General features: G+C 26.0%; 13 protein-coding genes. 7 read left to right on the top strand and 6 right to left on the bottom strand.

Features of this window, described 5'->3' with window-relative positions; translation table 11 throughout:
- Window positions 1-31: 31 nt before the first annotated feature.
- Window positions 32-640 carry a regulatory protein RecX gene (locus BHAMNSH16_RS07610; protein ID WP_008728170.1) on the top strand — a complete coding sequence of 203 codons (609 nt, stop codon included), beginning with the start codon at window positions 32-34 and terminating at the stop codon, window positions 638-640.
- Here the strand turns inward: BHAMNSH16_RS07610 and BHAMNSH16_RS07605 are convergent, their stop codons facing one another.
- Complete coding sequence (locus tag BHAMNSH16_RS07605) at window positions 641-1,504, bottom strand: hypothetical protein (protein WP_069731799.1); 864 nt, start codon at window positions 1,502-1,504, stop codon at window positions 641-643. It abuts the gene before it with no gap.
- 21 nt (window positions 1,505-1,525) lie between these two features.
- Window positions 1,526-1,939, bottom strand: a complete 414-nt coding sequence (locus tag BHAMNSH16_RS07600; RefSeq protein ID WP_008728172.1) for a hypothetical protein — start codon at window positions 1,937-1,939, stop codon at window positions 1,526-1,528.
- A 273-nt stretch (window positions 1,940-2,212) separates the two neighbouring features.
- Between BHAMNSH16_RS07600 and BHAMNSH16_RS07595 the strand changes: the two genes are divergently transcribed.
- A complete protein-coding gene (locus BHAMNSH16_RS07595) occupies window positions 2,213-2,977 on the top strand; it encodes a hypothetical protein (RefSeq protein ID WP_008728173.1) in 765 nt (254 codons plus the stop codon).
- A 137-nt stretch (window positions 2,978-3,114) separates the two neighbouring features.
- Window positions 3,115-3,936, top strand: coding sequence for a DinB family protein (locus BHAMNSH16_RS07590; RefSeq protein ID WP_069731800.1), 822 nt, complete (start codon window positions 3,115-3,117; stop codon window positions 3,934-3,936).
- Window positions 3,937-4,002: 66 nt separating this feature from the next.
- Here the strand turns inward: BHAMNSH16_RS07590 and BHAMNSH16_RS07585 are convergent, their stop codons facing one another.
- Window positions 4,003-4,989, bottom strand: a complete 987-nt coding sequence (locus BHAMNSH16_RS07585) for a D-alanine--D-alanine ligase family protein (protein WP_008728174.1) — start codon at window positions 4,987-4,989, stop codon at window positions 4,003-4,005.
- Window positions 4,990-5,165: 176 nt separating this feature from the next.
- Between BHAMNSH16_RS07585 and trhA the strand changes: the two genes are divergently transcribed.
- Both trhA and BHAMNSH16_RS07575 read left to right on the top strand, forming a co-directional pair.
- On the top strand, window positions 5,166-5,834 hold the full coding sequence (gene trhA, locus BHAMNSH16_RS07580) for a PAQR family membrane homeostasis protein TrhA (protein WP_008728175.1): 669 nt from the start codon (window positions 5,166-5,168) through the stop codon (window positions 5,832-5,834).
- Between the two features lie 45 nt (window positions 5,835-5,879).
- Entirely contained in the window at window positions 5,880-7,526 is a 1,647-nt protein-coding gene (locus BHAMNSH16_RS07575) for an AMP-binding protein (protein WP_008728177.1), read from the top strand.
- A 406-nt stretch (window positions 7,527-7,932) separates the two neighbouring features.
- Here the strand turns inward: BHAMNSH16_RS07575 and BHAMNSH16_RS07570 are convergent, their stop codons facing one another.
- A complete protein-coding gene (locus BHAMNSH16_RS07570; RefSeq protein ID WP_008728178.1) occupies window positions 7,933-8,136 on the bottom strand; it encodes a hypothetical protein in 204 nt (67 codons plus the stop codon).
- Between the two features lie 196 nt (window positions 8,137-8,332).
- On the bottom strand, window positions 8,333-10,498 hold the full coding sequence (locus tag BHAMNSH16_RS07565; RefSeq protein ID WP_008728179.1) for a peptidase U32 family protein: 2,166 nt from the start codon (window positions 10,496-10,498) through the stop codon (window positions 8,333-8,335).
- A 233-nt stretch (window positions 10,499-10,731) separates the two neighbouring features.
- Here BHAMNSH16_RS07565 and BHAMNSH16_RS07560 point away from each other — a divergent pair, with 233 nt between their 5' ends.
- Together BHAMNSH16_RS07560 and BHAMNSH16_RS07555 are read left to right on the top strand one after the other, a co-directional pair.
- Window positions 10,732-11,298 carry a Panacea domain-containing protein gene (locus BHAMNSH16_RS07560; protein ID WP_008728180.1) on the top strand — a complete coding sequence of 189 codons (567 nt, stop codon included), beginning with the start codon at window positions 10,732-10,734 and terminating at the stop codon, window positions 11,296-11,298.
- Window positions 11,295-11,690 carry a hypothetical protein gene (locus tag BHAMNSH16_RS07555; RefSeq protein WP_008728181.1) on the top strand — a complete coding sequence of 132 codons (396 nt, stop codon included), beginning with the start codon at window positions 11,295-11,297 and terminating at the stop codon, window positions 11,688-11,690. Before BHAMNSH16_RS07560 ends, BHAMNSH16_RS07555 begins: the two co-directional genes overlap by 4 nt.
- 226 nt (window positions 11,691-11,916) lie before the next feature.
- Here BHAMNSH16_RS07555 and BHAMNSH16_RS07550 read toward each other — a convergent pair whose 3' ends face one another.
- The gene (locus tag BHAMNSH16_RS07550) at window positions 11,917-12,876 is read right to left on the bottom strand and encodes an HTH domain-containing protein (RefSeq protein ID WP_008728182.1); all 960 of its coding nucleotides are present in this window, start codon (window positions 12,874-12,876) and stop codon (window positions 11,917-11,919) included.
- Window positions 12,877-12,993: the final 117 nt, after the last annotated feature.

Here is a 12,993-nt window from a genome sequence, read left to right as displayed (position 1 = left end):
TTATACTGTTTTTATTATGGTTATTTTAAAAATGAAATTAAAAGGCGATAAGATATATATCAAAGTATCAGGCGGAGATGTATTTACTATACCCAAAAACGGACTCTATGAACTTGATTTATATGAGGGAATGGAGCTTGAATATGATGAAATACCTCATATAAGATTCAGAGCTTTTGAATCTGCCGCAAGAAAATCTGCAGTATCAATACTTAAACGCGGATTTATAAGCGAGGGTATGCTTAGAGAGAAACTCACAAAAAAAGGACATAAAAAAAGATTTATTAAACATGCTGTAAACTACTGCAAAGAATATGATCTTATAGATGATAAAAGATTCGTAAAAATAGCAATTAATAGCTTAAAACTTAAAGGAAAAAGCAAAAGGCATATAATAGATTATTTAAAGAAAAATAAAGTAAAGCCAAGTTTAATAGAAAAAGCACAAAACTCTATAAGCGATAAAATAGACGATAAAGCATTAAAAGATGCTATAAGAAAATATTATAAACTATATGAAAATAAAGAAAGAAAAGAAGATTATATTATAAAGACATTAATGCGTAAAGGTTTTAAATACGATAGAATAAAAACTTTGTTAAAAAAGTATATAGACAAAAAAGAGAATTATGAAGATTAATTATTGTTCGGCTGCTTCTCTAGCATAAGGAGAATGTCCTGTTGTAGTTTTATCTGTCTGCTCTGCTGCTTTTCCTCCTATGCCTGTATATCTAGGGACATATTCCGAAGAATTAGCAGTCATATCATCTTCATAGACTTTATATAGAATAATATTTTTATTTGCATCAATAAAGCCTATAGGATCATATTCATAAAATTTATAGCCTAAATGATAATGTTCTATAGCCTTAAACTCAGTAGGAAGAAGCTGTCCAAATACATTTTCATATTTTGTTATTTTGGCATAAGCAAATATATATTTACTGTATGTATCTATAGCTATCAAATAATTGTCTAACTTAATGACTGCTGTTCCTACCAATCTTATAAAGAAAAAACGTTTTATTCTTTCAGAAGAATTATAAAATCCGTCAGAACTTACCAAAGGATTTTTACCATAACGATATACTGTCATAGGATTTATGGGTAGAGGATTAGGAAGTATAGGACTTTCTGTTGTATTTCCGTCATCGCTTGCATCAAAAGTATATTCATCATAATCACTTGCAGAATTTTTTTCCCATTCTCTTCCATCATTAGGTAAAAAGAAAGAATATACAGGAACAGTTGTAACCTCAAAACTTATTTTCATAAAATAGTTATATAATTCATTGCCGTTAAATTTATAATCTATTCTGTTCCAATCCTCTTTACTGTTAAAAGGATCTGTCATATCATTGGCATTATATGAAGGCATATCTATATCCGGATAATTTTGTTTTTTATTAGCATTATTATAATAATACTTTTTCCTAGAATCAAAAGGATTCGTACATGAGCATAGAAAACTTATAATTATCAACAGATATAATATGTTCTTCATAATAATAACTTTATATTAAATTTATGATACTTTTGTTATCGGTATGGGATTGCTCATATCTGGTTCACTGTCAATACCAACATAAGCATTTCCGCCTGAAATTTCAGTATCGCTGTCAAAAACTACTTTTACATTAACCGTTACTCCGGCAGTCATAGTTACTGGAAAACTATATTCTTTTGAAGTATCAGTAGGGCTGCCTACTACTATAGGAAATTGTGCTGGTAAAGGAGAACCGCCTACACTTACAGATGTTACTTCTCCATTATTGTTAAAAACAATAGATAACCCCATACTCTTACCTTCATAAGTTCCTTCTCTTTGTGCCAAAGTTATTTTTGTAGAATTGGTTGGATTATTTGGATTATTGTTAGCACATGATGATATAATAAATACTGATAAAACAAAACTTAATACAATAGCTATTTTTTTCATTTTAAAACTCCACTATATTATTTTTTAATATAAAAATATTAAAATAAATTTATAAAAATTCAATATAAAAAAATATACAAATTTAATAAAATGTCTTTTTTAAATTATAAAATGTATATAAAACCCCGTTTTGTATTAAATGTATTATTATATTTTTTGTTTATAAAGACATTATTTAAAAAGTGTTCATTTATCAAATTTGAATATATCAAATTAGTTGAATTTAATTTAAAATAAACTACAATTATTAAAAAATGTAGGAGATAAAAATTTATGATTAAAAAAATATATATTTTGATTTTAGCTATGATTATTATTATATCTTGTGCCAATAAGAATCCTAATAATAATACCGGTAACGGAGAAAATGGCGGAGGAGGAACTACTACAGAAATAAACAAATATGACACATTATTTTTGAAATTTACAACAGATGATAAGACTGTACCAACATTCACATTCTTTGAAGATGACGGACAAACACCAAATGGAGTTAGAAAATGGGAAAAATCTAATGATGGTACTAATACATGCTATATTTATAACGCTCCGGACGGAGAAAATAAAAATGGTATTCCAAATTCTCCTGGAAATAGTTTACCTGTAAATAAAACAAAGATATATGTATACAGAGGAGTTAATCCATTTAAAACTGCTGTTGAAAATGAAATAGAAAAACAATTCTATTTTTACAGATATACAGGAAATGCTTTAGTTGATTTAGATAATTTTTTAGTAGCCGTTGATACAAAAACAGGATTAGTATTCCCTTATGCTGTACCTGAAAAATGGAAAAATATGTTCATATCATGGGCACCTGACGGCTGGATATCTGCTGAATTAGGAAGAACAGGAAAACCTCAAACTACAGATGAAGAACTTACATTTGCAGGACATAAATTCTGGCAGTATGACCCTATAGGACAAGTTAATGATGACGGCTCTGTTACTTTACAGCAGTTCTATATCGATGCTCAAGGAAATAGTGATTACAAACCTGTATACAGCGGAAAATCACCTTACAAAGACATACAATAATTATCTGTTCTTATAAATAAAAAGAGATGCTGTTTATTTTGCGGCATCTTTTTTATTTATTAAAAAATAATATTAAATATTGAATTATAAAATTAATATAATATAATAAAAAAAATATTATTTTAGGATTTATTATTATGATTGAAAACAATATTAGTGAAATTGCCAAAAAAATAGAAATAGAATCAAAAAAGCTAGACAAAAAAATAAAAGATATTGAAAAAATTAAATCATCTATAACTAAAGATTTAAAGAAAAATGTTAAAGAATTAAAAACAAATCAGTTAAAAAAACTTCAGGAAGAAAAGAAAAATATTACAGAGAAAGTTAAGGAAATGAAATATAATCTTTTAAATGCTAAAAAAGCAAATGCTTCCCAAGATGAAAATAAAAAAAATACAAAAATAGAAAATAATTCAAATAAAAAGCCTATAGATAAAACAGCAAAAAAAATTATGAATATGATGGCTTTATACAATAAAAATGCAAATGAAAAACTTATTGAAATTTTACAAACAGTTAAAGATGAAGATTTAAAAAAAGAAACAAATGCATATTTTAAATCCATACATGGAACATTTATGCATATTATTCAATGCGATATGTATTTCTTTAAAGAATACAGAAAATATTCAAGCAAGAAAAAAATAGAAAATGAAAATATATTAAACTATCTAAATGAAGATTTTACTTTCAATATAAGTATAAATGAAGATTTAAAAAGTTTAATAGATATAAGAACAAAATTAGATGATGTTATAATAGCTATTGTTAATAGTATAGACGATTTTAATATATCAGAAAAAGTAATAGTTCCAAATGCTGTAATAAAAAAACCTAGATATCATTTGATAATGCATGAATTAAACCATGACACTCATCATAGAGGAGATATTTCTGTAATGCTCGATCAAATGGGATATAAAAATGATTATTCAAATTTAATGACTATAGTTTAAAAAATTAATATATTAAACTAAAACATATATGCAAATAAATATCTGCATATATGTTTTTTATAAAAACTATTTTAAAAGACCTAATATATACAAAACAAGATCATTAAAATCAAGATTTACATGCTTAGCCATTGCAGGTATATCTGAAGTATTAGTCATACCTCCTTGAGTATTTACCTCCATAAGATAAACTTCATTGTCATCTCCTACTATAGCATCTATTCTTGAAAGCCCGCTGCAGCCTAAAACTGTATACGCTTTCTTGCATGTTTCTATCACTTTATTTTCCATTTCTTTTGATAATTTGGCAGGCATTTCCATCTCTGTTTTTCCGGGTGTATATTTTGCATCATAATCATAGATTTCATTTTTAGAATTTATTCCTAGTATTGGAAAAACATAAATATTATCATCGTCTTGTCTTACTAATCCTACTGTGATTTCTTTTCCTTTTATATAAGGCTCTAAAAAATAATTTTTTGTTTCTTTTATATCGCTTACTATACTTTCAAACTCTGATTTTGTTTTTATCAAATGAACACCTACACTTGAGCCGTCTGATATAGGCTTTAATATTATAGGGAAATTAAAAGAGAGTAAACTTCCTTTTATACTATTGTCATTAACCTCTTTAACATCTTTAAGAAGCATAAAATCTGCAGTAGATACATTTGAGGACTTCCATATTCTTTTTGTATAAACCTTATTCATACAAACGGCACTAACTAAAATATTCTCGCCTGTATATTTAATATTAAGACTTTCCAAAAGCCCCTGAATAGTTCCGTCCTCTCCTGATGTGCCATGCAAAATATTATAGCAGTATTCAATATTATTTTCTTTTAAAGTATTTACTAATTCATAAGAATCCCTAACATCTATTAAAATACAATTATCTTTTATTTCATCAAAGCTAGTTAATGCTTTATAAACATTCTGACCACTTCTAAGTGAAACTTCCCTCTCGGAACTTAATCCGCCATGCAAAACTGCTATTTTTTTATTTTTGAACCTATTTAAAATATTTTGTTTTAATTCGCTGTTTAATATCATTTTATGTACCTATTTATATTTTAATTGTATTCTTTTAATAAATAATCTTAATGTTATTATATCGTATAATTTTATATTTTTATAATGAAATTTTTAGCACATTATTATTTTAATATGAAAATAGTTATAAATTACCATTTACTTTATTATAAATAAGGTTTATTATATAAGATACTATGAACACTGATTTAAATAATAATGTAAAGAATTCTGTTTCTAAAATAAGTGCTGTTATATGCATAATATGTGCTAGTTCGGCAATAGCTGTTTTAGTGCTTTTGATAATTAATTCTAAAACAGCAAGGGAAATAACTTCATTTTCTTTATATTCTAGTTTTCTAACAATATTTTATATAATAAATTCAATATACCATTTTTTCCCTTTCAATAATAAAGCTAAAAAAGTTTTTTATATACTATCCCATGCTTTTTTTATTATGATGATATGGGGCATATATATTCCTCCCTGCCTAATATCATTACAAAACGGATGGGGCTGGAGTTTTTTCGGAATTATTACAGGACTTTGTGTACTAGGTATTACATTAAGAAGTATATTCGGATACAGATGGAGAGGAGCTACTGAAACAATATATTATTTTTTATTAAATTGGGTTTGGCTCATAGCAATATCGAAAATATCTGCAGCTGTCGGCGAATACGGTGCTATATTATATTTAACAGGTTTTCTTCTGCTAAACATATCAATGGTATTTTACAGACTAGCCATGTACGAAGCTAACAAAAGATATACTCTATTCTTACCTTTGTTTTATTCGCTGTTAATAATATCTAATATATGCCATGCAGTTTTTATGTTTAGATATGTTGCTAACATTTTCTAATTTTTTATATATATAAAAAATAAATATTGAGGAGGCTGATATAATATGATTAAAGAAAGACTAAGCGACTATATTCAAAATAGTATAAAAGAAAATTGGGATATAAATGCATTAGCTGATTATGGAACTAATAATATATTAAAATATTCTGATATAGCTAAAAATATATTAAAAATACATACGGGTTTTAAAAAGCTCGATATACATAAAGGAGAAAAAATAGCCCTATGCGGTGCTAATTCTGTTAATTGGGCTTTAACATACATTTCAATAGTAACTTACGGGGCAATCGTAGTTCCTATACTTGTGGACTTTTCAAAAGAAGATATAGCATCTATTTTAAAAGATTCTGGAGCTAAATTTTTATTTGCAGATTCAAATATATTAAAAGGAATTGAAACTGATACTTTATCAATTCTTACTAAATCTTTTCATTTAAATAATTTTGACACTTTTATTATAGAAAAAGAAAATACACAAAATAATAAAAAAGCTGAAAATATATTCAGCGATATAGAAATTGAAAATATAAGCAAAGAAGATTTTAATCTTACTGTATTTGAAAATGATACTTTAGCTACTATAATATATACTTCCGGAACTACAGGATTTAGTAAAGGAGTTATGCTCAATCATAATTCATTAGCGGCAAATATAAGATACGCTATTAATAATATGCCTGTAAAGCCTAATGATCATATACTTTCTTTTCTTCCTCTTGCTCATGTATTCGGATGTTTATTTGACTTTTTATTTCCATTTTCAAGAGGGGTATGCATATATATGCTTAATGCTATACCTAGTCCTAATATTTTACTTAAAGCATTTGATGAAGTAAAACCTAATCTTATACTCATGGTTCCGCTTATCATAGAAAAAATTTATTTGAAAAAAATACTCCCTACTATAAGCAAACCTTTAATTGCTAGTTTATTAAAAATGCCTATTATATCATCTTTACTAAAATCAAAAATTAGAAATACGCTTACACAATCTTTCGGCGGAAATTTTTATGAGGTTATAATAGGAGGAAGTGCTTTAAATAGCGATGTAGAAAAATTCCTTATGGATATAGGTTTTAAATTCACTGTAGGATACGGAATGACTGAATGCGGACCTTTAATCAGTTACGGACCTTGGAATAAGCATGTATCTAGAAGCTGCGGATGCATAATTGACACACTTGAAGTTAAAATTGATGCTGAAAAAGAAGGAGATGTAGGAGAAATCATGGTAAAAGGTGAAAATGTTATGCTTGGATATTACAAGAATTACAAAGCAACTGCTGATGTTCTTTCTAAAGACGGATGGCTTAGAACAGGTGATTTAGGAGTGCTTGGTGAGAACAACAGAATATTCATAAGAGGAAGAAGCAAGAATATGCTCCTTGGTGCTAGCGGACAGAATATTTATCCTGAAGAGATAGAAAGCAAATTAAATGCTATGCCTTATATATTAGAGTCTTTAGTTTTACAAAGAGAAAATAAACTTCATGCTCTATTATATTTGGATGCAGAAAGAATAAAAAATGAAAAATTGAGCGAAGAGGAAGTTAATAAACTTATAGAAAATAATAGAATAGAAGTTAATAAAATGCTTCCAGAGTTTGGAAGAATATCAGGATTTACAATACAAAAAGAAGAGTTTATAAAAAATCCTACTAAAAAGATAAAGAGATTCTTATATAAATAAAATATATTTAAATAAAAAGGCTTGGATTATAATTCAAGTCTTTTATTTTGACTTATTTTAATCCCCACCCTTTAGGCTTTTTTATACAATTTCTAATTGTTAAAACATTTTATTTTTAATATTAAACTGTTATTTTAGCTGCCCGCCCAAGAGTTTCATAAGTTTGAGACTTTCAAACCGCACGCAGAACAAAGTTTTAAACTTATGATCATTAAAAATTATAAGTTAAATAATAAATAAAATTCTATTAACCGTGCGTTGAGTAAAATTCCAAAACTAATAAAAACTTGGGCGGGTGCTGAAATTTATAATCAAGCAATAAAATAATTTTAAATTACAATTTCAAATTAAACAGAAAATATTAAAGGGCGGGGTATGTAAATAAAATTTTAAACCTAAATAGCTTTTAAGGATTACATACTTTGCATACAGAATATCCCATTGATTTAGCTTTACTTAGTGATATTGCAGTTGTATTTGAATTTTTTGTTGTTCTGCAATATTGCCTATGATATTTTTTTCCTTTTTCTGTAATATAAACGGTTTTATCCTGAGAATATGATAAATGTGAAATCAATAATAGTAAAAATAAAAACTTAAAAATCTTCATAATTATTTATCCTTTATATGATAGTAGTATAAATATTATAAGAGTATAAATTTTTATAAACCTTATATAAGATGTTTTTATATAAAAAATAATTTTTTAGTAACTTTTTGTTTCTTTACTTATACAATACAATGAATACAATATTTAGAAAAAATAAAATGAATTTTGAAATTATAAAAAATTTTATTATTATATTTTAGTAAATATAGTAATAAATATTTCCATTTTTATTTTTTATATGCTCTAATATAAAGCTAGTTTTATTATACATCTTCACGCAGTCAAATATTACAGTGTTTCCTCTGTGGTCAATAATATCTTCTTCTTTGCATTTAGAGCAGCCCACAGACATACTTTTTGGACAGAATGCAAAGTTCATAGCAGGTATAAAGCCTTCTTTTATGCTTATAGTATGTTTTAAAGTTTTACCCGCTTCAACAGCCGATATTACAGTATCAATACACAATTTATATAAAAAGTTAACACTGTAATTATTAATTGCATTAAGTCCTATTCCAGACCATAATACAGCTTTTCCTTTCAATGCTTCAATATGTCCCAAGTTATTGCATATTACTATCATACCCTCTGTTTTTTCTACTATGCTTTTTATTATTTCAATATCTTTATCAAATGTTACATGAGGAAGTATTATACCGTCTATTTTTTTATTTTCAAAAAGTGTTATTATTTTTTCATCATAAACACTTGGAAATAATATCTTTTTATCATAATGAATATCAGAATATAATTTTAATTTCTCTTCACTATTTACAATCAAAACTTTTATATCAGTATTAGGATAATTTATATCATTAAAAATATTTTTATTGTAATGAATTTCTTTGGATTTCATTAATATATTTTCTAATTTTTCTATTAAGCCTCTTCTAGCTTCATTTAAAACTTTGACAGGTATAAAAGGATTTTTGAAATTCTCTTCTATAATAATATTTTCAAATTCAAATACAGTGCCGCCTATTTTTGAGAGAGAATTAAAAATATCTTCTTTAGTTGCTGATTTTGTTTTAGCTTCTTGAAGAGTATAATCGCTTATGTATTCTATATTGTTTAGTCTATTATCGTATTTGCTATGAACTTCCAATTTTATTTTTTCATTATTAAATCCTACTGTGCATTTCAAATCAAGAATATGTTTAAAATTATCATTTTCAATTATTTTATTTGCCTCATCAATCTGAAGTTTATCAGTGGTTCTATAAACTTTATCGCCTACATTGACATTTTTTATAACAGCAGAAAAACTTAAATTTCCTTTAGCTCTTTTTACCCTCTCATTATCTTTATACAAATCAGATATCTGCATTCCAACTGTTCCGCTCTCTCCAAATGAAAGCCCATCATATACATTTAATTCTTTATCTGCTTTTATATATATTTTATTTTTTTTGTATGCTGTAACTTTTCCTATGTACTCCCCATCATGGCTAGGTTTATAATTTTCAAAAATGTCCTTTGAATTATAATAATACCCTTGAGAAAATCCGCCTCTATTAAAAATCTTCATCAAACTTTCTCTGTACTTTTCAATTGGTATATCCTTATTTTCCAAAGCCAAATCAATAGCATGCCTGTATATAGAAGTTGTAATTGCGGCATACTCGCTTCTTTTAGCACGGCCTTCAATTTTAAAAGATGTTATTCCGCTTTCAAGTAAATTAGGAATTATATCAATAGTCATCAAATCTTTTGTACTTAATGGATAATTAGTTTTACCTCCCGTGTATTCCATTCTGCAAGGCTGAGCACATGCTCCTCTGTTGGCACTTCTTCCTCCATGCAAATATGAATAAGCACATTGACCTGAAAAACTTGCGCATAAAGCCCCATGAACAAAAGTTTCAAGTTCTATATCAGTATTGTCTCTAATATATTTTATATTATCCAAGCTCATTTCACGGGCTAAAACTACTCTATCAAGTCCAATACTTTTTAAAAGTTTTACACTCTCTAAATTATTACAAGACATCTGCGTACTAGCATGCATGGCAATATTTAAATTATTTCTTACTATATCAATAATACCCAAGTCCTGCACTATAATAGCATCAGCTCCAATGTTATAAACACTTTTTATAAGAGGAAGCACTTTATCAATTTCATCATTATAAACTAAAGTATTAACTGTTATATAAACATTAACATCTCTTAATTTAGCAAATCTTATATTCTCTTCAAGTGCCTTTTCATCGAAGTTTTCAGCAGCACCAACTCTGGCATTAAAACTTTTAGTACCAAAATATACAGCATCAGCCCCTGCATTAACAGCCGCCTTCAAAGCTCTTTCATCTCCAACAGGTGCGAGTAATTCTATTTTTTTATTTTGTAATTTATTATTCAAGTTGTTTTCCATTATTTTGTAATTTATATATTTAAACTATAGCATATAAGTGCATGAATTCAAGTGCTGAATATATTTTTGATGATTAAATTTAATATATCTTAAATTTATAAAAAATAAGATAAAAAATATTTTTAGTCATTGAAAATATATATATTTTTTGTATAATTTTACATTATAAATTAATAATATTTTTCGAAAATATAAAAACATATTTATAAAATTGGAGATTTATGTTCATAGCATATCAAATAGAAAATGCTATACTTTTTTTTGCCATAAAGTATCATAATATAACTAAAAAAAATTTAACTCAAACTAAATTGTATAAATTTTTAGCTTTCTTAGATTTTGAAATTATGGAAGAATACGGGGAGCCAGCATTAGGTCTTACATATAGAGCCATGAAAAGAGGTCCTGTTCCAATAGAAATATATGAGGATAAGGAATATAGAAATAACGATGCTTATACTTTTAAAAAATTAAGAGATAATATTTATATAATAAAAGTTAAAAACAGAAAATTATTAGATTTGGATTATTTTTCTGATATTGAATTAGATAAAATGAATCAAATAGTTCAGTTTTATATTGATGATATAGTAGACACTTCTGAAATTAGCGAACTTAGCCATATTATAATTAAACCATGGAAAAGAAGGTATAATTTAAAAGAAAATGATATAATTTCTTATGATGAAGATGTTTTTATTGATGTAAACAAAAAGAATGAAAATGATTTAACTCCTGCCGAAATAAGATATAAAATGATAAAGGCTTTTGAGGAATTGAAAAAGTGAACTCTGATGAAAAGCTAGAAGTAGGTCATATATTTACTTGGGATAATTTTCCATATCCCAGTTTTGGAGAAATTAAAAAAAGATGGTTCATATACTTGGGTGATGACGGGTTTTACGGAATTTATGTTTATATTACTACAGCAACAACTAATATGAACAGAAAAAATGAAGATAGTATATTTTTTAAAAAAGGAGAATATAGTTTTGAATCTGACTGTATAGTTAATATATTAGAAGATTTTTTTAGCAAAAAACTTACAAAAGATGACTTAAAAAAACATTCAAAAGATATAACTATAAAAGACAAACTGCATGAAAATAAAATAAAGGAAATATATAATAAAATACTTAAATCAAGAACTATAAATATAAAAGATAAAATATCTATTTAATATAAATGGTATATATGGATTAGAAAAACCTAAAAGAAGAAAATAATCATTAGCATAATAAATTATTTTTACTTATAATTTTTAACATATAATGACATTTAATTATTATTCATTTAAAAGTATTTAACAAAAATTATTTTAAATAGGACTTAAATCAAACTCTTCTGCTTTAATATTATTTTTAAAACCAAATCCGCTCATATAGGCAAATACCTTTGATTTTTTGTTAATTGGGATTATTAAATCTGCTGCTATTTACTAAACTCGATATTATATGACTTTTAGATTTATCTTTTGCATCTAAGATTTCATTAACATCATTAATGAAATCTTGAAACTGTCTGTTATAGCAAAGTTTATGCATAGTATCTATATCTAAATAATTTCTTTTTTTGGCAGAAAATAATATCTCAGAATCTTCTGGGTTATTATAGTCTAATTTAATTACCCCTACTCCGAAAGACTGATTTAATCTTTTTATTTCTTCCATCAATTCATCGTAATTATTTTCATCTATTTCCATAGCAACAAGCCAAGCTTCATTAGCCCATCCGGAATTTGATAATGCCTGAAAATAATATTCTGTTAAACTTCCAAGTGTAAGTTTTAATTTTAATTCATAAGCATAAAGCTCTGTGGTAGGTAAATTTATATGATTGAATAATTCTAAAACTGATTTATTAATATAATCTTTAAATGTAACAGCTACTATATCAGGAGTACCCCATTTCATTTTTCCTTTCAAGGTAACATCTGTAGCATTTGCATTTATTGTCTTAGAATATATTTTCATTGAATATAAATATTTTGTAAGAGGTATATGCAAATCTTCTTCTAATATTTTTTTATTTGTAATTGTATTTTCAATTATATCTTCTGTATCTTCTTCTTCGCTTAAATTATTAATTTCATTTATCAAATTCTGATTAGAGTAATTTATTTTACTCTTTAATAAGAATTTTCCCTTACCAACTTTAATAAATATAGTAGTATCAGGATTGAATTTTATATCTGTATATATTTTTGCACCCAAACTAGCAATAGGGGTTTTACTCATTTTACCATTTAATGTTTCAGCTATAATTTTATCATAACCTAATTCACAAGCCTTTTCCCATATTTCATCAACTTTCATAGGAACATCGCTTTGCTCCAAAACTTTTTTAGCTGCATCATAATATGTCATAATTTAACTCCTAAAACTTTGTCATTGCATTATAACATATTTATACAAAAATTAAACTAATTACAATATACATTTTTACAGCATTTACATTTGATATATACAAAATTAAATGATATA

It is taken from the genome of Brachyspira hampsonii (assembly GCF_002214805.1).
GTDB lineage: Bacteria > Spirochaetota > Brachyspiria > Brachyspirales > Brachyspiraceae > Brachyspira > Brachyspira hampsonii.
The sequence above is the reverse complement of the archived record's forward strand: the minus strand, read 5'-3'. Positions and strand labels throughout refer to the sequence as shown.